Source organism: Agromyces sp. CF514, from assembly GCF_900113185.1.
Taxonomy (GTDB): domain Bacteria; phylum Actinomycetota; class Actinomycetes; order Actinomycetales; family Microbacteriaceae; genus Agromyces.
In genome coordinates this window covers 968,442-992,830 of sequence record NZ_FOZD01000001.1, presented here as the reverse complement: position 1 = coordinate 992,830, position 24,389 = coordinate 968,442, and the positions used below count along the sequence as shown (strand labels likewise).

21 protein-coding genes are annotated in these 24,389 nt (G+C 69.2%); 3 read left to right on the top strand and 18 right to left on the bottom strand.

Annotated features, from left to right (window positions below; all coding sequences use genetic code 11):
• Positions 1-21: 21 nt before the first annotated feature.
• From nrdE to BM342_RS04375, 7 genes are all read right to left on the bottom strand, one after another.
• The gene (gene nrdE, locus BM342_RS04405) at positions 22-2,127 is read right to left on the bottom strand and encodes a class 1b ribonucleoside-diphosphate reductase subunit alpha (RefSeq protein WP_092964254.1); all 2,106 of its coding nucleotides are present in this window, start codon (positions 2,125-2,127) and stop codon (positions 22-24) included.
• Positions 2,128-2,153: 26 nt separating this feature from the next.
• Positions 2,154-2,573 (bottom strand): class Ib ribonucleoside-diphosphate reductase assembly flavoprotein NrdI, encoded by a 420-nt coding sequence (gene nrdI, locus BM342_RS04400; RefSeq protein WP_092964253.1) that lies wholly within the window; start codon positions 2,571-2,573, stop codon positions 2,154-2,156.
• Positions 2,574-2,635: 62 nt separating this feature from the next.
• Positions 2,636-2,869, bottom strand: coding sequence for a glutaredoxin-like protein NrdH (gene nrdH / locus BM342_RS04395; RefSeq protein WP_092964252.1), 234 nt, complete (start codon positions 2,867-2,869; stop codon positions 2,636-2,638).
• Positions 2,870-3,171: 302 nt separating this feature from the next.
• On the bottom strand, positions 3,172-4,689 hold the full coding sequence (locus tag BM342_RS04390; RefSeq protein ID WP_177232056.1) for an acyltransferase family protein: 1,518 nt from the start codon (positions 4,687-4,689) through the stop codon (positions 3,172-3,174).
• Positions 4,690-4,859: 170 nt separating this feature from the next.
• On the bottom strand, positions 4,860-5,531 hold the full coding sequence (locus tag BM342_RS04385) for a response regulator (protein ID WP_092964250.1): 672 nt from the start codon (positions 5,529-5,531) through the stop codon (positions 4,860-4,862).
• Complete coding sequence (locus tag BM342_RS04380; RefSeq protein WP_143109756.1) at positions 5,528-6,895, bottom strand: sensor histidine kinase; 1,368 nt, start codon at positions 6,893-6,895, stop codon at positions 5,528-5,530. Before BM342_RS04380 ends, BM342_RS04385 begins: the two co-directional genes overlap by 4 nt.
• 246 nt (positions 6,896-7,141) lie before the next feature.
• Complete coding sequence (locus BM342_RS04375; protein ID WP_092964248.1) at positions 7,142-7,717, bottom strand: HhH-GPD-type base excision DNA repair protein; 576 nt, start codon at positions 7,715-7,717, stop codon at positions 7,142-7,144.
• Between the two features lie 161 nt (positions 7,718-7,878).
• Here BM342_RS04375 and BM342_RS04370 point away from each other — a divergent pair, with 161 nt between their 5' ends.
• Positions 7,879-8,268 (top strand): glyoxalase superfamily protein, encoded by a 390-nt coding sequence (locus BM342_RS04370; protein ID WP_092964247.1) that lies wholly within the window; start codon positions 7,879-7,881, stop codon positions 8,266-8,268.
• Between the two features lie 61 nt (positions 8,269-8,329).
• Complete coding sequence (locus BM342_RS04365; protein WP_092964246.1) at positions 8,330-9,079, top strand: maleylpyruvate isomerase family mycothiol-dependent enzyme; 750 nt, start codon at positions 8,330-8,332, stop codon at positions 9,077-9,079.
• Between the two features lie 113 nt (positions 9,080-9,192).
• Here BM342_RS04365 and mmsB read toward each other — a convergent pair whose 3' ends face one another.
• The 4 genes from mmsB to BM342_RS04345 all read right to left on the bottom strand — a co-directional run bounded on the left by mmsB (position 9,193) and on the right by BM342_RS04345 (position 14,158).
• Positions 9,193-10,437: a multiple monosaccharide ABC transporter permease gene (gene mmsB, locus BM342_RS04360; RefSeq protein ID WP_092964245.1), complete on the bottom strand. Its 1,245-nt coding sequence runs from the start codon at positions 10,435-10,437 to the stop codon at positions 9,193-9,195.
• Positions 10,438-10,469: 32 nt separating this feature from the next.
• Complete coding sequence (mmsA, locus tag BM342_RS04355) at positions 10,470-11,999, bottom strand: multiple monosaccharide ABC transporter ATP-binding protein (protein WP_092964244.1); 1,530 nt, start codon at positions 11,997-11,999, stop codon at positions 10,470-10,472.
• Positions 12,000-12,127: 128 nt separating this feature from the next.
• Positions 12,128-13,225, bottom strand: a complete 1,098-nt coding sequence (chvE, locus tag BM342_RS04350) for a multiple monosaccharide ABC transporter substrate-binding protein (protein WP_092966514.1) — start codon at positions 13,223-13,225, stop codon at positions 12,128-12,130.
• 210 nt (positions 13,226-13,435) lie between these two features.
• Complete coding sequence (locus BM342_RS04345) at positions 13,436-14,158, bottom strand: L-ribulose-5-phosphate 4-epimerase (RefSeq protein ID WP_092964243.1); 723 nt, start codon at positions 14,156-14,158, stop codon at positions 13,436-13,438.
• 449 nt (positions 14,159-14,607) lie between these two features.
• On the opposite strand from BM342_RS04345, the gene BM342_RS04340 reads away from it, so the two are divergent.
• Entirely contained in the window at positions 14,608-15,657 is a 1,050-nt protein-coding gene (locus tag BM342_RS04340; RefSeq protein ID WP_092966512.1) for a LacI family DNA-binding transcriptional regulator, read from the top strand.
• Between the two features lie 64 nt (positions 15,658-15,721).
• Here BM342_RS04340 and BM342_RS04335 read toward each other — a convergent pair whose 3' ends face one another.
• The 7 genes from BM342_RS04335 to BM342_RS04305 all read right to left on the bottom strand — a co-directional run bounded on the left by BM342_RS04335 (position 15,722) and on the right by BM342_RS04305 (position 24,383).
• Complete coding sequence (locus tag BM342_RS04335) at positions 15,722-17,287, bottom strand: MFS transporter (RefSeq protein ID WP_255368506.1); 1,566 nt, start codon at positions 17,285-17,287, stop codon at positions 15,722-15,724.
• A gap of 75 nt (positions 17,288-17,362) precedes the next feature.
• Positions 17,363-18,193: an aldo/keto reductase gene (locus BM342_RS04330; protein ID WP_092964242.1), complete on the bottom strand. Its 831-nt coding sequence runs from the start codon at positions 18,191-18,193 to the stop codon at positions 17,363-17,365.
• 142 nt (positions 18,194-18,335) lie between these two features.
• On the bottom strand, positions 18,336-19,283 hold the full coding sequence (locus BM342_RS04325; protein ID WP_092964241.1) for a cyclase family protein: 948 nt from the start codon (positions 19,281-19,283) through the stop codon (positions 18,336-18,338).
• The gene (locus BM342_RS04320) at positions 19,280-20,761 is read right to left on the bottom strand and encodes an APC family permease (protein WP_255368504.1); all 1,482 of its coding nucleotides are present in this window, start codon (positions 20,759-20,761) and stop codon (positions 19,280-19,282) included. The genes BM342_RS04325 and BM342_RS04320 overlap by 4 nt, the downstream gene beginning before the upstream one ends.
• A gap of 75 nt (positions 20,762-20,836) precedes the next feature.
• On the bottom strand, positions 20,837-21,625 hold the full coding sequence (locus tag BM342_RS04315) for a slipin family protein (RefSeq protein ID WP_092964239.1): 789 nt from the start codon (positions 21,623-21,625) through the stop codon (positions 20,837-20,839).
• Between the two features lie 148 nt (positions 21,626-21,773).
• Positions 21,774-22,940 carry a cystathionine gamma-synthase gene (locus BM342_RS04310; RefSeq protein ID WP_092964238.1) on the bottom strand — a complete coding sequence of 389 codons (1,167 nt, stop codon included), beginning with the start codon at positions 22,938-22,940 and terminating at the stop codon, positions 21,774-21,776.
• Between the two features lie 75 nt (positions 22,941-23,015).
• The gene (locus tag BM342_RS04305; RefSeq protein ID WP_092964237.1) at positions 23,016-24,383 is read right to left on the bottom strand and encodes a cystathionine beta-synthase; all 1,368 of its coding nucleotides are present in this window, start codon (positions 24,381-24,383) and stop codon (positions 23,016-23,018) included.
• Positions 24,384-24,389 lie beyond the last annotated feature (6 nt).

The following is a 24,389-nucleotide window of genomic DNA, read 5'->3' as shown; positions in this document are numbered from 1 at the left end:
TGAATTCCTGATCAGCGCCGATTACAGCATGCACGAGACGCACTCGGACATGTCCGTGCCCTCGAGCGCCATCTGCCGCAGACGGATGTAGTAGATCGTCTTGATGCCCTTGCGCCATGCGTAGATCTGGGCCTTGTTGATGTCGCGGGTGGTCGCGGTGTCCTTGAAGAACAGCGTGAGCGACAGGCCCTGGTCGACGTGCTGCGTCGCAGCGGCGTAGGTGTCGATGACCTTCTCGTAGCCGATCTCGTAGGCGTCCTGGTAGTACTCGAGGTTGTCGTTCGTCATGAACGCAGCCGGGTAGTACACGCGACCGAGCTTGCCCTCTTTGCGGATCTCGATCTTCGCCGCGATCGGGTGGATCGACGACGTCGAGTTGTTGATGTACGAGATCGAACCGGTCGGCGGCACGGCCTGCAGGTTCTGGTTGTAGATGCCGTGCTCCTGGATCGACGCCTTCAGTTCGAGCCAGTCGGCCTGCGTCGGGATGTGCACGTTCGAGTCGGCGAAGAGCTGCGTGACCTTGGCGGTCTCGGGCACCCACGCGGAATCGGTGTACTTGTCGAAGAACTCGCCCGACGCGTACTTGGAGTCTTCGAAGCCGACGAACGTCTCGCCGCGCTCCTTGGCGATGGCGTTCGACGCGCGCAGGGCGTGGAACAGCACCGTGTAGAAGTAGATGTTCGTGAAGTCGATGCCCTCTTCGCTGCCGTAGAAGACGCGCTCGCGAGCGAGGTAGCCGTGCAGGTTCATCTGGCCGAGGCCGATGGCGTGCGACTTGTCGTTGCCGTCTTCGATCGAACGCACCGAGGTGATGTGGCTCATGTTCGAGACCGCGGTGAGGCCTCGGATGGCCGTCTCGATGGTCTTGCCGAAGTCGGGCGAGTCCATGGTGAGGGCGATGTTCAGCGAACCGAGGTTGCAGCTGATGTCCTTGCCGATCTCGTTGTACGAGAGGTCCTCGTTGTACGTGGTCGGCGTGTTGACCTGCAGAATCTCGCTGCAGAGGTTCGACATGTTGATGCGACCCTTGATCGGGTTCGCCTTGTTCACCGTGTCCTCGAACACGATGTAGGGGTAGCCCGATTCGAACTGGATCTCGGCGATCGTCTGGAAGAACTCGCGTGCATTGATCTTGGTCTTCTTGATGCGCGGGTTGTCGACCATCTCGCGGTACTTCTCGGTGACCGAGATGTCGCCGAACGGCTTGCCGTAGACCTTCTCGACGTCGTACGGCGAGAAGAGGTACATGTCCTCGCCGTTCTTGGCGAGCTCGAACGTGATGTCGGGAACCACGACGCCGAGCGACAGCGTCTTGATGCGGATCTTCTCGTCGGCGTTCTCGCGCTTGGTGTCGAGGAACTTCATGATGTCGGGGTGGTGCGCGTTGAGGTACACCGCGCCGGCGCCCTGGCGGGCACCGAGCTGGTTGGCGTAGCTGAAGCTGTCTTCGAGGAGCTTCATCACGGGGATGATGCCGCTCGACTGGTTCTCGATCTGCTTGATCGGGGCACCCGCCTCGCGGATGTTCGAGAGCGAGAGCGCCACGCCGCCGCCGCGCTTCGAGAGCTGCAGGGCGGAGTTGATGCCGCGCGAGATCGACTCCATGTTGTCTTCGATGCGCAGCAGGAAGCACGAGACGAGCTCGCCGCGCTGCGCCTTGCCCGTGTTGAGGAACGTCGGGGTGGCCGGCTGGAAGCGGCCGCCGATGATCTCTTCCACCAGGTTGACGGCGAGCTGCTCGTCGCCCTGCGCGAGACCGAGGGCCGTCATGACGACGCGGTCCTCGAAGCGCTCGAGGTAGCGCTTGCCGTCGAACGTCTTGAGCGTGTAGCTCGTGTAGTACTTGAACGCGCCGAGGAACGTCTCGAAGCGGAACTTCTTCGAGTACGCCAGGTCGTTGAGCTTGGTGATGAACTCGAACGAGTACTGGTCGAGCACGGCCTGCTCGTAGTACTCCTTCTCGACGAGGTAGTCGAGGCGCTCCTTCAGCGAGTGGAAGAAGACGGTGTTCTGGTTGACGTGCTGCAGGAAGTACTCGCGCGCGGCCTCGCGGTCCTTGTCGAACTGGATCTGTCCGTCTTCGCCGTAGAGGTTCAGCATCGCGTTGAGCGAGTGGTAGTCCATACCCACGCGCGGCGCGTCGATCACGGCTACACCGCTGTCAGAAGCTGCTGCGTTGACCAAAATGCGTCCAATCCCTCGTTGACGGCGTTCACGTCGTCAGGTGTTCCGAATACTTCGAAGCGATACAGCGGAGGCACATGGCACTTCGCCGCGATGATGTCTGCGGCCAGGCAGTAACCCGTGCCGAAATTCGTGTTGCCGGCCCCGATGACCCCTCGGATCAGTGACCGGTTTCGCTCGTCGTTGAGGAACCGGATGACCTGTTTGGGTACGGCGCCGTTGCCGTCACCCCCGCCGTAGGTGGGGAGGACGAGCACATAGGGTTCGGATGCCTCGAGCGGCGCATCTTTCGCATGCAGCGGGATGCGGTCTGCCGGGCGTCCGAGTTTCTCGATGAAGCGCGCGGTGTTGCCCGAGACGCTCGAGAAGTAGACCAGATTCGTCATGCCGGGTGCTCTCCTTTCGCGCTGCGGTTCACTCTGCTGAGCTCACCGGCGCGAACAGGGAATCAGCCCAGGCGCGAGGCGAGCTCGGCGATCTTGTCGGGACGGAAGCCCGACCAGTGGTCTTCGTCGGTGATGACGACGGGGGCCTGCAGGTAGCCCAGCTCCTTGACGTGGGCGAGCGCGCCCTCGTCGGTCGAGACGTCGAGCACTTCGTACTCGATTCCCTTGCTGTCGAGCGCCCGGTACGTGGCGTTGCACTGCACGCAGGATGGCTTGGTGTAGACCGTGACCGTCATGTTCTCCCCTGTCTTCTCAGGCTCCGGAGGAGCCCGCCCCCGTGGTGTTTCTTAGCGAGTTCAATACTACATCTAGTGTCTGGCGAACTCACCCGACACAACATGCAGTAATTACATTCCTGTAGTTTTCCACCGCTTCATCCACAGTCCATCCCCAATCGGATGCCCCGGTGACCCGCGGATTCTCGCGGAGCCCGCCGAGGTTATCCACAGATGGAAATCAACCCGATTCCACGATTGTGGATAGCCCCCCGGGCGTGTCGCGAAGTACGACACTTAGGGGGTTCAGGATGCCGCGACCCCTACATATGGTGTTGTGGCTCCATGCTGCCACCACCCACCGACATCGCTGCGGCCGTTGCACGCGTGTCGCGGGGCCGCCCGATCGCCAGCGAGTTCGACTGCGAGTTCGACCCCGAATCCGACCGCGTGACCGGACGCTCGCGCGCGCCTCGGAGGGCGACCCCGAGCAGCGCGAGGGCCGTGATCGCCGTCCACGCACCGAAACCGAACACGAGCACCAAGCCGACGCCTAGGATGCCGCCGGCGACCGCGACCCCGACCGGCACCCGCACCGGCACCCGCACCCGGGCGAGCGCCGAGGCGCCCGGCAGGACGCGCGACGGCGACTCCCCCCTGCGCACGCCGCGCTCCCACCGCGCGAACACCAGCACCAACAGCGCGGTCGCGCCCGCCGCGGCGACGAGCCAGATCGGCCGGGTCGCCCACCACTCGGGCGTCAGCGGCACGGGCAGCGCGAGCCCCACGAGGCCGTGCAGCCAGAGCAGCACCCCGGCGAGCAGCACGAACGCGGGCATGTGCCAGAGGTAGAGCGTCATGCCCCACTCGCCGAAGCGCGCGATCGCGCGGGCGGGGCGGGGCCGCTCGGCCCATCGCCGCAGCGCCGGACGCACGAGCGAGAACAGCATGAGCTGGGCGACGCCGAGCACTACGAGGCAGACGGTCGGCGGGTTGAGGTTCATGAGCAGGTCGGGCGAGTAGGGCCCCGCGAGCGTCAGGGCGGCGAGCACCCCGAGTGCGGCCGGCGCGACGACGAGGCGTGCGGCACGCGGCATCCGCTCGACCGTGCCGTCGGCGAGCGCGAAGCCGAGCTGCTGCACCAGCAGCCAGACGGCGAGCAGGTTGGCGAACCCGATCGCGTCGACGCCGGTCGTCATGCGCACGCCGTCGACCACGACGACGACCGCGAGCAGCGCCCCGACGGTGCCGAACGGATGCCGCGCATGCGCGCGCGCCATGAGCGGCACGAGCGACGTGCAGGCGAGGTACACGGCGAGGAACCACAGCGGCTGCCCGATGCGGAATCCGGCGGTCGCGACGACCTCGGCGGGCAGTCCGGCCAGGGTCAGCGCGGCGAGCGCGAGACCGACGACGGCGACGAGCGCGATCGCGGGCCGCACGAGGCGGGCGAGCCGGCCGCGCACGTAGGCCGCGGCATCCGCTCCCTTCTCCTGCATGCGCCGCCACTGCGACCAGGCCGAGTAGCCGCCGATCACGAAGAAGAGGGGCATGATCTGCACGAACCAGGTGGCGGCCGCGAACCCGCTCCAGTGCTCGAGGGCGTTCTCGAGCACCGGGCCGCCGGCGCCCACGCTGACGCCGACCATCATGGCGTGCAGCGCAAACACCACGACGAGGCAGGCCGCACGGGCGGCATCGATCGCGGCGTCCCGGTGCGAGGCGCGCGGGTCGCGACCGGCGTCCGCGCGATCGACGTTCGCCCCGACGGGCGTTCGAGGCTTCGGCGCGGGTGCCGGCGCCCGGCCCGTCGCGGTGGTCCGCTCTGCGTGCAGCGTCACGATGGCGCTCCTCCCGGGGCGGCACCTCCGCCCGTGCGGGCAGGCTACGAACGCGGTGCATCCGTGGGCATCACCCGCCGGTGCGGTTCCCGCCCCCTACCCCGGTACGGGTCGAGCGGATGCCGCGGGCGCGCGCACGCACGACGCCCGCCCGCGGCATCCGCTCGCCCTCAGCGGCCGGGCTGCACCAGGCCGACGTCGTACGCGAAGACGACGGCGTGCACGCGGTCGCGTAGCGCGAGCTTGGCGAGGATCTTGCCGACGTGCGTCTTCACGGTCTGCTCGGCGATGAACAGCTCGGCGGCGATCTCGTGGTTCGATCGGCCTCTGGCGATGAGCTCGAGCACCTCGCGCTCGCGCGCAGTGAGCGAGGAGAGCAGATGGTCGTCGACGCGGGGAGTCGGCGCCGTGCGCGCGACCTCCTCGATGAGGCGACGGGTGACGCTCGGTGCGAGCAGCGCCTCGCCCGCGGCGATGACGCGGACGGCATGCACCACGTCGGCGGGCAGGGCGTCCTTCAGCAGGAACCCGCTCGCGCCTGCGCGCAGCGCCGCGTAGACGTACTCGTCGATGTCGAACGTCGTCAGCATGAGCACGCGCGGCACGTAGTCGCTCGATCGGGGCGGAGTCTGGAGCGCGCGCGTCGCCTCGATGCCGTTCATGCCGGGCATGCGCACGTCCATGACCACGACGTCGGGGCGCAGCTCGTGCGCGAGCTCCACGGCCTCGGCTCCGTCGGCGGCCTGGCCGACGACGGTGATGCCCTCGTGCGCGTCGAGCACGGCGGCGAATCCGGCGCGCACCATCGCCTGGTCGTCGGCGATGAGCACCGAGATCGTCACGAGTCCTCCCCGGCAGGGCCGTCGGCGGCGAGCGGCAACATCGCGCGCACCTCGAAACCGCCGTCGACGGTCTCACCGCTCTCGATCCTGCCACCCAGCATCCGCACGCGCTCCCGCATGCCGACCAGGCCATGACCCGCGCCGGCCTCGGGGCGGGTGATCACGGGCTCGCCCGCGGCATCCGTCACCGGGGCGTTGCGGACGACGAGGTCGAGGCCGGCCCGGGGACCCGACGCGCGCTCGACCCGTACGAGCGTCGCCGCACCTGGCGCGTGACGGAGCACGTTGCTCAGCGACTCCTGCACGATGCGGTACGCGGCGCGTGCCGTCGGACCGCCGTCGAGCAGTCCGGGGGCGATCTCGAGCGAGACCGGCACCCCGGCGCGTTCGACGCTCGCGACGAGCTCGGGCAGTTGCGCCAGCCCGGGCTGCGGCGCCGTCTCGGGTTCGCCCGCGGGGTCGCGCAGCACGCCCAGCAGCGCGCGCATCTCGGCCATCGCCGAGCGAGCGGATGCCGCGATCTCGGCGAACTCGGCCGTCGCCGCCTCGTCGAGCCCCGTGAGCCGATACGGCGCGCTCGACGCCTGCACCTGGATGATCGACATGCCGTGCGCGATCACGTCGTGCATCTCTCGCGCGATGCGCGTGCGCTCCTCGGCGATGAGGCGACGCTCGTGCTCGGCCGCGCTCACGCGGCGCTCGTCGTCGAGTGCGGCGCCCAACCGGGCCCGCCAGGCCGTCACCCCGAGCGCTGCCGAGAGCACGAGGGCGCTCACCGCGCCGCTGGTCACGAGGTTCGCGACCACCCCGTCGGGCGTCGCCCCATGCCCGGGCACGAATGCGATCGCGAGCGGCACGACGATCGCCCCGAGCCACAGCGCAGCCGCCGCATTGGACGAACCGCGCAGCACGAGCAGCACGAGCAGCGCGCAGAGCAGGATCAACTGCGTGACGGTGACCGGCCACGGCATGCCCGGGTCGGCGGTCGCGAGCAGGCCGAAGGCGGCCTGCCCGGCGAGGAACGCGGCCGCGGCCGCCCATCCGTTCCACATGGCGAGCAGCAGCGACCCGACCTGCACGAGCGCGATGCCGAAGGCCGCGGCGACATGCACGTGGTACACGGCGGCGTCGATCGGCACCGACACGGCGTACATGACGACCGCCACGAACGCCACGAGCACCCACGTCACGACGATCGGCTCGACGCCCGCGACGGGCGAGGCGAAGTCGCCCCTGCCACGTCGGCCGGACGGCGCGGCCCCGGATCGGTCGGTCGCAGCGCCTCCGGGGCGTGCGGCGGCGACGGCCGAGGGAGACGGCGGCGGAGGCGGAACGGGCGGACCCGGTCGTGATGCGGTGACCATGCCGTCACTCTGGCACGCACGCCGGGCGCGCACATCCCTCCATGGTGCGGTCGCGGCATCCCTCGCGGGTATGGGTCGGAGTGGCGGACCGGCCGAACTCCGGACCGGACCGGCGACCCGCCGAGCTGCGGCGGGCGGGCGTCGGCGTGTCGGCCGAGGCATCCGGAGTTCGGCAGGCGCGGCCGACGCGGCGCCCGCGGACCGCGTGTACGACCGCGACCGCGACCCGCGGCGCAGGCGACCCGCTCAGCCCTTGGCGGCCTTCGCTGCGGCCTTCGCCGCCTGCTTCGTCGCGCGCACCTTGGCCAGCGACTCGGGGTCGACGATGTCGGCGACCGAGCGGTAGGACTCGGCCTCGCCATAGGCTCCGGCCGCCTCGCGCCAGCCGGGCGCCTCGAGCCCGCACTGCTTGCCGAGCAGCGCGAGGAAGATGCGCGCCTTCTGGTCGCCGAACCCGGGCAGCGCCTTCAGTCGCTTCAGCACCTCGGCGCCCGTGGGCTCGCCGCGCGTCCAGATCTGGGAGGCGTCGCCGCCCCACTCGTCGCGCACGGCGGCGGCGAGGGTCTGCACGCGCTCGGCCATCGAGCCGGGGAACCGGTGCACGGCGGGCGTCTGCTTGAACGCCTCGACGAACGCGTCGGGCGCGACGCCGGCGATCACGACGGGGTCGATCGAGCCGACGCGATCGCGGATCTTCACCGGGCCCGCGAACGCGGACTCCATGGTGACCTGCTGGTCGAGCAGCATGCCCGTGAGCAGCGCGAACGCGTCGTCGCTCAGCAGTTCGTCGGCGGCGGGGTCTCCGGTGATGTGCAGTGCCATGCGCCCATCCTCCCACCGGAGCCGCCCGAGGCATCCGGAGCGCGGAGCCCGATCCCGAAGGGCGACGCATTCCGGACAGGAACTGACCGCATGCTTGGCGAGACTGGCCGCAGGCGATTCGATGGAACGGATCGCGTGCAACCCTACCGAGGAGTCACACCATGGACTGGAAGATCGAACTCATCCACGTGCCCGTCAGCGACGTCGACCGCGCGAAGGAGTTCTACGTCGAGAAGCTCGGGTTCAACGCCGACCACGACCAGCGCGTCAGCGACGACCTGCGCTTCGTGCAGCTGACGCCTCCGGGCTCGGCGTGCTCGATCGCGATCGGCGAGGGCCTCGGGGCCACGCTCGCACCGGGCTCGCTCGACGTGATCCAGGTCGTGATCGCCGACGCCGACGCCGTGCTCGCCGACCTCCGCGCCAAGGGCGTGGAGTGCGAGGGCGTCGACGAGCAGGCATGGGGCCGGTTCGTCACCGTGAAGGACCCCGACGGCAACACGTGGACGCTGCAGCAGCTGCCCGACTGGTCGCAGGGCGCGCAGGGCTAGCAGCGCCGTGAGCGGACGAGGGGCGGATGCCACGGCGCGCCCGCGCGCGTAGGCTGCATGCATGTCCGACCTCTCGCGCTACCTGCCGCTCTCGAACCGGCCGAAGCACGACGAGTCCGCCGTGACGAGCACGTGGAACGCGGAGCTCGCCGAGGTGCTGACCTCGCTGCTCGGCGCGCTCGCGCCGCTGTCCGACGCCGCATGGCAGACCACGAGCCGACGCGCGACCTGGACCGTGCACGACCTGCTCGCCCACCTCGCCTGGCGGCTCTCGACGCCGCGCGGCGAACGTTGGCGCGCGAGCGCACGCTCGCTCGCCGAGCAGGGCTTCAGCGGCGCGGCCGCCGAGCTCGCGATCGCGCGCCGCGCCTCCACCTCCGCCGACGGCTCCCCCACCGCCCTCATCTCGCGGTTCACGCGGCTGCGCGACGCGGCGGCCGGTGCCGGCGCGGCCGGGGTGTCAGCCCGAGGCTCCTCCGCCGACGCGATCGACGTCGGCACCGCCGGTGGTGACACCGTCCAGACCGGGATCGGCGCCCTCGCCGAGGCCGTGATCGCCGCACTCGACGTCTCCGCATCGCTCGGCGTCGCGATCACGGTGCCCGAACGCGCCTGCGGAGCCGTGGCCCTGCGCCGCGCGCTCGAGGCGCCGACCGAGATCAAGGCTGTGACGCGCGGCCGCACGCTCGCCGCGACCGACGCCGACTGGAGCTTCGGCCATGGCCCCGTGCTGCAGGGCACCTCGGCCGAGATCCTGCTGTTCCTCTACGGGCGCAGCGACACCGCGCCGAGCCCCGCGCCGCCCGCCTGACGACCGTCGCCCGCCGGCGGCATCCGCTCTCCCGATCGCGACCCTGGGCACGCCGAAGGGGCGGATGCCGCAGCATCCGCCCCTTCGTTCAGTTCACGCCCTGAGGCTCGACCTCAACGGCCGCCGCTGCGACGACGGTTGTAGACGTCGAAGGCGACCGCGAGCAGCAGCACGAGGCCCTTGACGACCTGCTGCCACTCGATGCCGAGGCCGATGATCGACATGCCGTTGTTCAGCACGCCGATGATCAGGCCACCGATGATCGCGCCGCCGATGGTGCCGACGCCGCCCTGCACCGCCGCGCCGCCGATGAAGGCCGCCGAGATCGCCTCGAGCTCGAAGCCGTCACCGGCCTTCGGACCTGCGAGGTTCAGGCGCGCCGTGAAGATGAGGCCGGCCAGCGCGGCCAGGGTGCCCATGTTGACGAACAGCCAGAAGTCGACGCGACGCGTCTTGATACCCGAGAGCTCGGCCGCGTGACGGTTGCCGCCGATCGCGTAGATGTGCCGGCCGAAGACCGTGCGGTTCATCACGATGCCGTAGACGAGGATCAGCACGGCGAGGATGATCAGCGTGATCGGGATGCCCTTGTACGACGCGAGCGAGTACGCGAAGAAGGCGATCGCGGCGGAGATGAGCACGAGCTTGATGACGAACCAGGCCATGGGCTCGACGTCCTGGCCGTACTTCTGACGGCCGCGACGGGTGCGCACCTGCTGCACGACGAGGATGATGATCGCCAGCGCGCCCACGCCGAGCGTCAGCGGATCGATCTCGAACTCGCCGAACAGGTCGGTCAGGAAGCCGTTGCCGAGGGCACGGTACTCGGCCGGGAACGAGCCGATGTTCGCGTTGCCGAGCACCACGAGCGCGAGGCCGCGGAAGATGAGCATGCCGGCCAGGGTCACGATGAACGCGGGGATGCCCACGAACGCGATCCAGAAGCCCTGCCAGACGCCGACGAGGGCGCCGATGCCGAGCGAGAGGATCACCGAGAGCCACCAGGGCAGGCCCCACTGCACGGCGAACACGCCGGAGCACGCGCCGACGAACGCGGCGACCGATCCGACCGACAGGTCGATGTGGCCGGCGATGATGACCATCACCATGCCGATGGCCAGCACGAGGATGTACCCGTTCTGCACCACCAGGTTGGAGATGTTCTGCGGGCGCAGCAGGATGCCGTCGGTGAGGATCGCGAACAGCACGACCACCGCGATGAGCGCGATGAAGATGCCGTTCTTGCCGAGGTCGGCCAGCACGTGGCTCAGACGGTCGGTGAACTTGTTGCTCGGCGGGTTGACGTTGCCGCCGGCCTGGATCGACTCGGTGGTGGGAACCGGAGTTGGGTTGGACATGGGGTCTCCTGTGATTCGCGCGCGCCGGGGCGTCAGCGCGGCTTTTCCATGGTCATGAGCTTGAGCATCGACTCGGGCGTGGCCTCGGCGATGGGGAGTTCGCCGGTGATGCGGCCCTCGGAGAGGGCGTACACGCGGTCGCAGATGCCGAGCAGTTCGGGTAGCTCGGACGAGATGACGATGATGCCCTTGCCCTGTGCGGCGAGCCGGTTGATGATCGTGTAGATCTCGTACTTGGCGCCGACGTCGATGCCTCGCGTGGGCTCATCGAGGATGAGCACGTCGGGGTCGGCGTAGATCCACTTCGACAGCACGACCTTCTGCTGGTTGCCGCCCGAGAGCTTGCCGGTCTTCACCAGCACGTTCGGCGCCTTGATGTTCATCGACTGCTTGAACTCGGTGGCGACCTTGTATTCCTCGTTGTCGTGCACGAGGCCGAACTTCTCGAGCTTCTTCAGCGACGCCATCGAGATGTTGCGCTTGATGTCCTCGATGAGGTTGAGGCCGAAGGTCTTGCGGTCCTCGGTCGCGTACGCGATGCCGTGGGCGATGGCCTCTGACACCGTGCGGGTCTTGATCTCCTTGCCGCGGAGGAACACCTTGCCCGAGATGCGCGAGCCGTAGCTCTGCCCGAACAGGCTCATCGCGAACTCGGTGCGCCCGGCGCCCATGAGCCCCGCGATGCCGACGATCTCGCCGGCGCGCACGTTGAGGTTGACGTTGTCGACCACGACGCGCGAGGAGTCCTGCGGGTGGTGGGCGGTCCAGTCCTCGACGCGGAGCAGTTCGTCGCCGAGGTTGGGGGTGTGGTCGGGGTACCGGTGCTCGAGGTCGCGACCGACCATGTCCTTGATGATGCGGTCCTCGGTCACCTCCTGCTTGGCGATCGTCTCGATCGTCTTGCCGTCGCGGATGACCGTGACGGAGTCGGCGACCTTCTTGATCTCGTTCAGCTTGTGGCTGATGATGATCGACGTGATGCCCTGCCCCTTGAGGTGCAGGATCAGGTCGAGCAGGTGATCGGAGTCCTCGTCGTTCAGTGCGGCGGTCGGCTCGTCGAGGATGAGCAGCTTCACCTCTTTCGAGAGCGCCTTCGCGATCTCGACGAGCTGCTGCTTGCCGACGCCGATGTCCATGATCTTCGTCGTCGGGTTCTCGCGCAGGCCCACGCGGGCGAGGAGCTTCTGCGCCTCGAAGTTCGTCTTGTTCCAGTCGATGAGGCCGCCGCGGCCCTTCAACTCGTTGTTGAGGAAGATGTTCTCGGCGATCGACAGGTACGGGCTGAGCGCGAGTTCCTGGTGGATGATGACGATGCCCTTGGCTTCGCTGTCCGTCAGGTCCTTGAACTCGACCGTCTCGTTCTCGAAGACGATGTCGCCGTCGTAGGTGCCGTGGGGGTAGACGCCCGAGAGCACCTTCATCAGCGTGGACTTGCCCGCGCCGTTCTCACCGCAGATGGCGTGGACTTCGCCGCGCTCGACCTCGATGGTCACGTTGGACAGTGCCTTCACGCCGGGGAAGGTCTTCGTGATGCCGCGCATCTCGAGAATGTTGGTGGTCATATCTGCTCCTGCTTCATCGCCGGTGCCCTGTCGGACGCGGATGCCGCGGCCGGACCTGAGGCGAGGATACTCCCCGCCCCAGGCACCGGCCGCGTCATCCCATCAGCGGGTCGACCCGGTCGGGTCGATCAGCCGTTGATCTCTTCTTCGGTCCAGTAGCCGCTGTCGACCAGGACCTCGGTGATGTTGTCCTTGACGACGATCTGCGACTCGAGGAGGTACGAGGGAACGACCTTCACGCCGTTGTCGTAGTCCTCGGTGTTGTTGACCTCGGGCTCCTCGCCGTTCAGGATCGCCGACGCCATGTCGACGGCGACCTTGGCCAGGTTGCGGGTGTCCTTGAAGATGGTGGCGTACTGCTCACCCGAGTTGATGGCCTTGACCGAGTCGAGCTCCGCGTCCTGGCCCGAGATGATCGGCCAGCCTTCGCCCACCGTGTAGCCGGCGTCCGTCAGGGCCGAGATGATGCCGCGCGACAGGCCGTCGTAGGGCGAGAGCACCGCGTTGACCGTCGAGCCGTCGGAGTACGTCGAGGTGAGGATGTTCTCCATGCGCTCCTGAGCGACCTCGCCGTCCCAGCGGAGGGTTGCGGCCTGCTCGAAGTCGGTCTGGCCCGACTTGACGACGAGGGTTCCGTCGTCGATCAGCGGCTGGAGGGTGTCGATCGCGCCGTTCCAGAAGAACGTGGCGTTGTTGTCGTCGGGCGAACCGGCGAACAGCTCGATGTTGAACGGACCCTTGGGTGCGTCCGAAGCCGGCGCGCCCTCGAGGTCGGTCAGGCCGAGGCCGTTGAGCAGCGAGGTGGCCTGCTGCACGCCGACGACGTAGTTGTCGAACGACGCGTAGTAGTCGACGTTCTCGGAGTCGCGGATGAGGCGGTCGTAGGCGATGACCGGGATGTCGGCGTCGGCCGCGTCCTGGAGCACCTGCGAGAGCGTGGTGCCGTCGATCGACGCGATGATCAGGGCCTCTGCGCCCTTGGTGATCATGTTCTCGATCTGGGAGACCTGCGTGGGGATGTCGTCCTCTGCGTACTGCAGGTCGACGGTGAAGCCCTGCTCCTCGAGCTGCTCCTTGACGGCGTCGCCGTCCTGGATCCAACGCTCCGAGCTCTTGGTGGGCATCGCGACGCCGATCAGGCCGCCGTCTCCGCCGCCGTCGCCGCTGCCGCTGTCGCCCGAGCCGCCCGAGCACGCCGCGAGTGCGAGCATGGAAGCGGCCGCCATCGTAGCGAGAAGCACCTTCTTCGTGTTCTTCACGGTGTTTCCTTTCACTGTGTCATTCATGGACGTCATCGTCTTGGTGACAGTCGGAGCGGCGGTGTCCATGAACGCCGCTCCCCCGCGTCATCCGTCGAGCGGATGTCGCAAGCTTGTGTTGTTGAGTTGAGTACGGATGTCGCGTGGTGCGCCTTCGCGCGGTCAGGCCCTCGTCGTTCAGGCCCTCGTGGCAGGCCGCCTCGCGTCGGAGGCCTGTCCGTAGACGTTCTGGTACCGGTCGTACAGCCGGTCGATCGCTTCCTGCGGGATCGGGACCAACGGGCCCGCCTCACGCGCCAGGTGCACCGTACGGGCGACATCCTCGACCATGACTGCAGCCTTGACCGCGTCCTTCGCCGACGCACCGATCGTGAACGGCCCATGATTGGCCATCAACACCGCCCGGCTGCGGTGACCGGTCAGGGTCTCCACGATGCCCCGACCGATCGAGTCGTCACCGATGATCGCGAACGGACCCACCGGGATCGGACCACCGAACTCATCGGCCATCGCCGTGATCACGCACGGGATCGGCTCGTTGCGTGCCGCCCACGCCACGGCGTAGGTCGAATGCGTGTGCACCACACCGCCGACCTCGGGCATGTTCCGGTACACGTACGCATGCGCCGCCGTATCCGACGACGGGCTGCGCTCAGCACCCGGAGTGCCCTCGATCACGTTGCCGTCCAGATCGCACAGGATCATGTTCTCCGGAGCCAGATCGTCGTACGACACCCCCGACGGCTTGATCACGAACAACTCCGCACCCGGCACCCGACCCGACACGTTGCCACCCGTCCACACCACCAAGCCGTACCGCGTCAACTCCGCATGCAACTTCGCGATCTCGGTGCGCACACGGGCGATGGCGACCTCGAGCTGGGGACCGTAGGAGCTCATGCGGCAACCGCCCGGAATGCTCCGAGGTGGTGGTGGTCGCCGTGGTTCACGTGCAGACTCCTTCGTCGATGGTGCGGGCGGTTCAGCCCCGGGGCTCTGGATCGGCGTCATGTGCCCGATCGATGTGACCGTTCACATGGCGACACTCATGTTAGCCCTACGTTGGCTCGAACTGTCAACTCGGCATCGGTCACGGATCGATAACGACCGCCGCGCACGCGATCGCGGCCGTATTCGACCCCGAATACCGCATGTGATCTGGCTGAACGCCAGCAATGACGGGCGCGATGGCGCCGGCGGACCTGAACGGCTTCCGTTCGGATCCCTTCCATCCGAGCCTGTTCGCGGGTGCCCGGGGCGCCGAATTTCATGTGACCGTCACATGTGTGACCGTCACATTCCCGGCCTGACGTGCATAATGAGGGGCAACCAGGCATGTGACCGTGCGCATGCCCGTGAACACGAACGAGGATGTGACCGTGGCAGACGAGACGCCGAAGGGCCGCGCGCCCAGCATCCGAGACGTCGCGCGACTGGCCGGAGTGTCGCATCAGACCGTCTCACGCGTGCTCAACCACCACCCGAGCATCCGCCCCGAGACGAAGCAGCGCGTGCTCGACGTCATGGAGCAGGTGCAGTACCAGCCGAACCGTGCCGCCCGCGCGCTCGTCACGAGTCGCTCGCACACCATCGGCATCCTCTCGTCGCAGAGCACCCAGTACGGACCCGCGTCGAGCATCACGGCCATCGAAGCCGCCGCACGCGAAGCCGGCTACTGGGTCAGCACGGCGAACATCGACTCCTCCGACGAGCGATCCATCGCCGACGGGCTCGCCCACCTGCTCGCCCAGGGCATCGAGGGCCTCGTGGTCATCGCCCCGCAGGCACGCGTGTTCGACACCCTCGCCCAACGCTCGATCGACGTGCCGCATGTGAGCCTGCAGTCGACCGGGCAGGACTCCGACCACACGCTCTCGGTCGACCAGATCGCCGGGGCGCGACTGGCGACCCGCCACCTCATCGAGCTCGGGCACCGGAACATCTACCACCTCACCGGTCCGCAGGACTGGATCGAGGCCGAGGCGCGCATGCGCGGGTTCCTCGAGGAGATGAGCGCGAGCGACGTGCCCACGACGGCCCCCATCCTCGGGGACTGGACCGCGGACTTCGGCTATCACGCCGGACGCGAGCTGCTCACCGTGCGCGACTTCACGGCGATCTTCTCGTCGAACGACCAGATGGCGCTCGGCCTGATGCACGCGATCCGCGACGCGGGACTCGAGATCCCGCGCGACGTGTCGATCGTCGGCTTCGACGACATCCCCGAGGCTGCGCACTTCTGGCCGCCGCTCACGACGGTTCGACAGGACTTCGCCGAGCTCGGCCGTCGCTGCGTGGCGCTGCTGCTCGGAAACATCGATCCCTCGGCGCCCGAGCACCGCGAGGTCATCGTGCCCGAACTCATCGTGCGGTCGTCGACGGGTCGCCCCGCCTTCTGAGCAGAGGGCCGCTCGCGCCTCGGAGCTGTGGAAGCCAGCGGGGCCGCGCCCGGCGGGATCCCGCTCAGCCGCGCGGCACTCCCGGAGGCCTCACGCGGCCCGCGATCACGACGCCGACGATCGCCACGGCGACGGTCACCGCGAAGTCGGCCGTGAAGGCGCCCGCGCCGATCGCCGACGACACGAGCGCGGTCACCGCGAGCGCGATCGAGGCGCCGAGCGACTCCGAGATCGTGAGCGCGGCGCTGTTGAAGCCCTGCTCGTCGCGCTTGGACTGCGCGAGCACCGAGACCGAGAACCGCGGGTACATGAAGCCCATCGAGGCCCCGGCGAGGGCCCATGCGACGAACGCGATCACGGGCGGCAGCGTGAACGCCGCCACCGCGAGCACGACGACGAGGGCGAGCACGAGGGTGAACGCGCCGATCTCGACCGCACGCGTATCGCTGACGCGGTGCGTGAGCCGGCCCTGCAGCCATGACGCGGCGGCCCACGTGAGGCCCGCCCCGGTGAGCACGACGCCCGCCAGGCTCGGAGACATGCCGTAGTTCTCGATGAAGAGGTACGGCAGGTACACCTCGCTGCCGAAGAAGGCGCCCGCGACCACGAACTTCACCGCGACCGTTGCGGGCATGCCGCGTGCGGCACGCAGGGTTCCGGGCGGCAGCAACGGGCGCGCGGCGAAGGCGGCGACCGCGATGCCGACGCCGGCTGCGATCCACCGCCATGGGTCGTCGAGCTCCTTCGAGAGCGACACCGCCAACGCGGCGACGGCCGTGAGGGTCGCCCAGCCGACGCGCCCGATGCTCCACGGCACCGATGCGTCGCCCTGCACGAGGTCGCGCACCCGCAGGATCGGCGGCACCATCATGGCCGCGGCCGGCACCACGATCACGATGACGCCCAGGAACACCCAGTGCCAGCTGAACGTCTCGGCGACGAGTCCCGCGAGCGCCGGGCCGACGATCGACGGGATCACCCAGGCGGCCGCGAACCCGGCGAAGACCCGGGCTCGCAACGCCTCGGGGTAGGCGCGGGCGACGATCACGTAGAGCGGCACGATCACGGCGGCTCCGCTCAGTCCGTGCACGAAGCGCCCGATGATGAAGACCGTCATGTCGGTGGCCGTGCCCGCGATGACGAGGCCGACGACGAACAGCGCCGCCGCCGTGATGAGCGACGGCAGCGGCCCCGAGCGGTCGGTCCAGTTGCCGGCGAGCACCATGCCGATGATGCCGGCGGCCAGCGGCACGGCGAACGCGAGCGCGAACATCGACTCGCCGTCGAGGTCGCGCACGACGAGCGGCATGATCGTCGTCACGGCCATCGCCTCGAACGCCGCGAGGAAGATCGTCGCGAACATGCCGATCGAGAGCCACGTGTACGGCGCGGAGAGCGGCCCCTTCGCGTCGGGCAGGCGGTCGCTGGTGGCAACGACGGGCGCCGCGGCATCCGTCACCTGGTGGGCGGACGCCTCGTGCACGGCCGATTCGTGGGCGGATGCCTCAGCCGACGCGTACGCCTCGGCTGCCGCAGCCAGCGAGTACTCAGTGGACTCGGCCTCAATGGACTCGGCCTCGCTCGACTCGATCTCGTCGTTCGCAGCCTCGTCGCCCGTTGATCGCCTCACTCGATCGAGCCTACGTCGTGCCGCCGACGTCGACGGCCGCGCACCCGGATATCGGGCCCGCCACCGCGCCGCGGGTCAGAGTTCTTCGTGCGTGTCGGGGTCTGCGCCCCAGATGCGCCCGCGCTCGAGACCCGCGATCGCGGCCATGTCGTCGTCGCCGAGCTCGAACGAGAACACGTCGAGGTTGGCCCGGCGTCGCTCGGCCTGCGAGGACTTCGGGATCGGCACCGACCCGAGCTGCACATGCCAGCGCAGCACGACCTGCGGCACCGACCGGCCGAGTCGTGCGGCGATCTCGGCGAGCACGGGCTCGTTCAGCAGGTCGCTCTTGCGCCCGAGCGGGCTCCAGCTCTCGGTGCGGATGCCGTGCTCAGCGTGATACCCGCGCAGGTCGTGCTGCGAGAAGTACGGGTGCAGCTCGACCTGGTTGACCACCGGCACGACCCCGGTCTCGTGCTCGAGCCGCTCGAGCATGGGCGCGGTGAAGTTCGAGACGCCGATCGAGCGCACGAGCCCCTTCTCGCGAAGTCGGATCATGGCCTTCCAGCTGTCGACGTACTTGTCGACGCTCGGGTTCGGCCAATGGATCAGGTAGAGGTCGAGCCAGTCGAGGTCGAGGCTGGCGCGCGACTCCTCGAAGCTCGCGAGCGTCTCGTCGAACCCGTGGTGGCGCCCGGGCAGCTTGGTGGCGACGAACAGGTCGCTGCGGTCGACGCCCGATCGGCGGATCGCCTCGCCCACGACGTCTTCGTTGCCGTAGTTGTAGGCGGTGTCGAGCAGGCGGTAGCCGTCGGAGATCGCGGCCGCGATCGCTTCGATGCCGATCTGCTCGTTGAGCCCGTAGGTGCCCAGGCCGATCGCGGGAATCGTGTTTCCGTCGAGCAGGGCGTACGAGGGAAGACTCATCCCCCCATCCTCACCCACTCGGGCGGCAGATGCACGACACCACAGCGAACGCGGCCCGATCGGGCGGCTTTCTCGACCGGCGCCTCCTCGACCGTGACTCCTCGACCGGCGCCTCGTCGACCGGCGACCCCTCGCCCGCCGGCTACTCCCCCGCCGCGGCCGGGACCTCGGCGAACGCCCGTACCGGGAACGTGCCGAATCCCTCGACCCGCGGCGGCACGGCCGTGAAGCGCGCACCGCGCACCGGCACCCGCTCGAGCCCGGTGAGGTGCTCCACGACGTGGATGCCCGCTTCGAGCAGCAGCGAGTGGGCCGGCCGTGTGCCGCCCGACTCGGTGTCGTCGATGTTCAGGGCGTCGATGCCGACGAGCGCCACCCCCGCGTCGACGAGATGCCGCGCGCCCGCTTCGGTGAGGAACGGCGACCCGTGGCCGTACTCGGGCGTGCCGAAGTGCCGGTCGAACCCGGTGTGCAGCAGCACGGCCGTGCCGGCGAGCTCACGGTCGAAGAAGACCTCGGCAGGGATGCCGCGGCTCGCCGCATCCGTGAGCCGGAACACCTCGGCGGGCAGCCCGACCAGGGTCTCGAGCGAGAGGCTCGCCAAGTCGCCCCCGTCCGCGTAGCGGTGGAAGGGGCTGTCGAGGTAGGTGCCGGTGTTGCCGATCAGCGTGATGAGGTCCATCGCGAACTCGGTGCCGGGTGCGTACACCCCGCGCGACGCCTCGCGCGTGAGGTGCGGCGTGATCACCGGGGCGGGCAGCCCGGGGTAGGTCACGAGCCCGGCGCGGATGGGGTGGCTGAGGTCGACGAGCCCGCCACGGGCAGGTGCGTGCGCAGCGTCGGTGCGGCCCGCGAGCGCCGGCTCGGGCACCACTCCCCGGGAACCTCGGTGCGCCTCCGCGACGACCTCGAGGTTCGTCAGGCGCACGCTGCCCACGAGCGTCAGCCCGAGGTGGCGCACGAGCAGCTCGCCGATCTCGGCCTCGGTCAGGTCGGCGGCGGGCAGGTCGAGGCGGAACGCTTCGGCGTGCAGCCCTCCCCCGTTCACGAACGCGATGTCGGCGTCGAAACGGGCGCGGTACTCGGTCACTCGGAGTCCTTCGGGTCGTCGTGGGTGATGGACGGGACGACGGATGCCGCGGCCGGCGCGGCGGGCACGAGCACCGGCGCCTCGGGCGGGCGCGGGTCGCCCGCGGCATCCGCTCGCTCGTCGGAGGGCGCAGCGCCCGTGGCCTGCCGTCGGCCGCGCACGCGCCGCACGATCGTCACGACGACCGCGGCGAGCGCGAGCACGGCCGGCACGAGGAGGTTCTGCCAGGCCAGCACGAGCAATCCCGCGGTCATGATCGTCGCGACGACGGCGAGCCACCAGCCGAACGACCAGCGCTTCAGCAGCAGGGTCGCGGCGAGCATGCCCGCGGCGTAGATCGCGACCATGTTGCTCGTGTGGATGAGGATGAACCCCGTCAGGTCGAGGTCGTTCAGCAGCATGAGGCCGAAGTACACGATGATGATGACGCCGGTGAGGGCGAGCGAGCGACGCGGCACCTGCCCGTCGGCGGCGCCCTTGGCGAAGAACCTCGGCAGGTCGCCGTCGCGGCCGAGTGCCGCGCCGAGCTTGCCGAAGGCGGGCAGGTAGGCGTTCATGACGCCGAGGGTGACGATCGCGGCGACGATCGCCACGAGCACGGGGCCGATGCCGGGCGCGGTCGTCTCGACGAGGTCGAGCAACGGCACCTGGCCGTCGCCCGCGCGGTCGCCGAGCACGGCCACGGTGACGAACTGCAGGGCGAGGTAGCCGGCGCCGACCACGACGACGGCGATGCCGGTCGCGAGCGGGATGATCTTGCGCGGGTTCCTGAACTCCCCGGCGATGTGGGTGCCGACCTCCCAGCCGGCGAACGCCCAGACGAACAGGCTGATGGCGACGCCCACGCCGCCCCAGCCGTTGGGGAGGAACGGCGTGAAGTTCGACGCTTCGGCGGCCGGGAAGGTCACGGCGACCACGCCGACGACGACCGCGATGAGCAGGCCCGTGAGCACGAACTGCACCCATCCGGCGACGCGCACGCCGAACCAGTTGACGATGAACGGCGGCACGAAGACGGCGAATCCGATGATCGGCACGGCCGACCGGTCGATGCCGAGCACGGCGACGACGTACTCGCCGCCGAGCACCGCGAGCACGGGGGCGCCGATGCAGACGCCGAAGTAGAACCAGTAGCCGGCCATGCGCGCGGCCGTGTCGCCGAGGGCGCGGCGCACGTAGCTCGCGACGCCGCCTGCGTCGGGGTACCGCGACGCGAGGGCGGCGAACGTGCCGGCGAGCGGGATCGAGAGCACGAGCACGACCGCCACCGCGACGATCGACGCCGGGCCTGCGGCGGCTGCGGCGAGTCCGGGCAGCACGAGGATGCCCGTTCCGAGCACGCTCGCGATGTAGAGGGCGGTGCCCTGCACGAGGCCGAGGCTGCCGTGGTGAGGGGTGCCCTCGCCCGTCGCGGGGTGGTCGGCCGCACCCGCGGCGGGCGCGGCGCTGGTCGCCACGGTGGTCTGGTTCGAAGTCACCCGCTCATTCTGGAGCATCCCTCCGGCGCGCGCGGCTGGCAGGAATGACACACATCATCGATTTCGTGCCAATGCCTACGCGCCCCGAACCTGCGCGACCGCGGACTCCCGGTCGATGAAGTTCGTGAGCTCGCCGATCGAGCTCATGAGCGGCGCCGGGAACACCACGAGCGTGTTCTTGTCGACTCCGACCTCGACGAGCGTCTGGAGGGTGCGCAGCTGGAGGGCGAGCGGATGCGACATCATCGTGTCGCTCGCGACGCCGAGCTGCACCGCCGCGAGCGACTCGCCCTCGGCGGCGATGATCTTCGCCCGCTTCTCGCGCTCGGCCTCGGCCTGCTTCGCCATGGCACGCTTCATCGAGTCGGGCAGCAGGATGTCCTTCAGCTCGACGAGGGTGACCTCGACGCCCCAGTCGAGCGTCGTGACATCGAGGATCTCGCGAATGTTCGCGTTGAGCGCAGCAGTGTCGGCGAGGGTCTCGTCGAGGTGGTGCTGTCCGACCACCCGACGCAGCGTGGTCTGGGCGATCTGCTCGATCGCGGAGTTCACGCTCTCGATCGCGATCACCGACTTCACGGGGTCCGCCACCCGGTAGTACGACACGGCCGACACCCCCACGGTGACGTTGTCCTTCGTGATGATGCCCTGCGACTGGATCGGGAGCGTCACGATGCGCAGCGACACCTTGGTCATCACGTCGACGATCGGGATGATGAACCGGATGCCCGGCTCGCGCACGCTCTGGAGCCGGCCGAAGCGCAGCACGACCCCTCGCTCGTACTGCTTCACGATCTTGACCGACATGAAGAAGAGGACGATCGCGACGGCGAGGATGACCAGGGCGACGATGAGAGCAACCATGGGAGTTCATCTCCTGAGGCGTCGGTGACGTGCCGCGCCTGCTCCCATTCTCCCACCGCGTGATCCCGAGGTCGCCGTGTACCCCGAGATGGGCCCCTAGGAGCGGTCGATCGGATGCCGCGGGCGGCCGCCCGCGGCATCCGAGGGCCTAGAGGCGGGCCAGCGCCGCGTCGATGTCGGCGAGCAGGTCGTCGGCATCCTCGATGCCGACCGAGAGTCGCACGATCGACTCGGCGACCTCGGCCTCGGTGCCGCGCACCGACGCGTGCGTCATCGACCACGGGTGGTTCACGAGCGACTCGACGCCGCCGAGCGACTCGGCGAGCTGGAACAGCGTCGTCGACTCGGCGAACCGGCGCGCCGCCGCACCGCCGCCGGCGAGCTCGATCGAGAGCATGCCGCCGAAGCCCGACATCTGGCGGGCGGCGAGCTCGTGCCCCGCGTGCGACTCGAGTCCCGGGTAGTAGACCCGCGCGATGCCGGCGTGCGACTCGAGGCGCTCGGCGATGAGCTGCGCCGTGGCGCTGTGCCGCTGCATCCGGATGCCCAGGGTCTTGATGCCGCGCGTCGTGAGGAACGCGTCGAACGGGCCAGAGACGGCGCCGGCCGCGAACTGCGTGAAGGTGACCTGCTCGGCGAGCTCCTCCTGACCGGGCGCGAACACGAGCGCCCCGCCGACGACGTCGGAGTGGCCGCCGAGGTACTTCGTCGTCGAGTGCACGACGACGTGCGCGCCGAGGGCGATCGGCTGCTGCAGCGCGGGCGTCGCGAACGTGTTGTCGACCACGACGAGCGCACCCGACTCGGCGCCGAGCGCCGCGAGCGCCGCGATGTCGGTGATCTTCATGAGCGGGTTCGAGGGGGTCTCGATCCAGAGCACCTTCGTGACGCCGGGTTCGATCGCGGCGCGCACCGCGTCGAGGTCGCCCAGGTCGACCGTGCTGTGCCGCACGCCCCAGGCGCCGTGCACCTTGCGGATCAGCCGGTGCGTGCCGCCGTAGACGTCGTTGCCGACCACGACGTGGTCGCCCGGCGCGAGCATCGTGCGCAGCAGCGCGTCCTCTGCGGCGAGGCCCGACGCGAACGAGAGCCCCCGGATGCCGCCCTCGAGCGCGGCGAGCTGGGTCTCGAGCGCCGTGCGGGTCGGATTTCCGCCGCGCGAGTACTCGTAGCCCTCGCGGAGGCCCCCGATGCCGTCCTGCACGTAGGTCGAGGTGAGGTAGACGGGCGGGATCACCGCGCCCGTCGTGGGGTCGAACGCCTGGCCGGCGTGGATGGCGAGCGTGTCGAAGCCCGCGCGATCGGAGATGTTCATGCGTGACATCCGTTCCTGGTTCTGGTGACGTCTGAGGGGTGTGCTGCGGGCGGTGGGACCCGCGGATGCCTGCGGCTACGCCGAGAGGTAGGTGAGCAGGTCGGTGCGCGTGATGACGCCGAGCGCCTTGCCGCCGTCGGTGACGAGCATCGCCTGCGCGTCGGCGAACGCGGACCGGGCCGCGGCGACCGGCTCGTTGACGCCGATGAGCGGCAGCTGGTCGCCGACCACGCCGCCGACCTCGTCGGTCAGCTTGACCTGGCCCGTGAAGACGAGGTCGAGCAGCACGTCCTCGGTGATCGTGCCCTTCACCTCGCCGAGCACGACGGGCGGCTCGGCCGAGAGCACGAGCAGCTGCGAGACGCCGGTGGTGGCCATGACGTCGATCGCCTCGCGCACGCTGTCGTTCGGGTGCACGTAGACCAGCGGGGCCGTGCGGTCGGCCTTCGTGGCGAGCACGTCGGCGATGGTGTGGCCCTCTGGCGCGTTCGAGAAGCCGTAGGCGCGCATCCACTTGTCGTTGAAGATCTTGCCGAGGTAGCCGCGGCCGCCGTCGGGCAGCAGCACGACGAACACGTCGTCGGGCGAGGCGTGCTCCGCGGCACGGAGCGCGGCCACGACCGCCATGCCGCTCGAGCCGCCGACGAGCAGCCCCTCCTCGCGGGCGAGACGCCGCGTCATCTCGAACGCGTCGCGGTCGGAGACGGCGAGCACCTCGTGGGGAACGGCCGGGTCGAACGTGTCCGGCCACATGTCCTCGCCGACGCCCTCGACGAAGTACGGGCGACCGGTGCCGCCCGAGTACACCGATCCCTCGGGATCGGCGCCGATGACGCGCACCCGATCACCCGAGATCTCGCGCAGGTACCGGCCGGTGCCGGTGATCGTGCCGCCCGTGCCGATGCCGGCCACGAAGTGCGTGACCTTGCCCTCGGTGTCGTTCCAGATCTCTGGGCCCGTGGTCTCGTAGTGCGCGCGGGGTCCGTTCGGGTTCGCGAACTGATTCGGCTTGTAGGCGCCCGGCGTCTCGCGCACGATGCGGTCGGAGACGCTGTAGTACGACTCCGGCCCGTCGGGTGCGACCGACGTCGGCGTCACGACGACCTCGGCGCCGTACGCCGTGAGCACGTTGCGCTTCTCCTCACCGAACTTGTCGGGCACGACGAAGATGCAGCGGTAGCCGCGCTGCTGCGCGACGAGCGCGAGCCCGACGCCCGTGTTGCCCGACGTCGGCTCGACGATCGTGCCGCCGGGCTTCAGCAGGCCGTCGCGCTCGGCCGCGTCGATCATCCGCGACGCGATGCGGTCCTTCACGGAGCCGCCGGGGTTCAGGTACTCGAGCTTCACGAGCACCGTGGCCTGCGTCACGCCCTCGACCACTCGGGTGAGCTTCACGAGCGGGGTGTTGCCGACGAGGTCGACGATGGATTCTGCGTACTTCATGGTGAG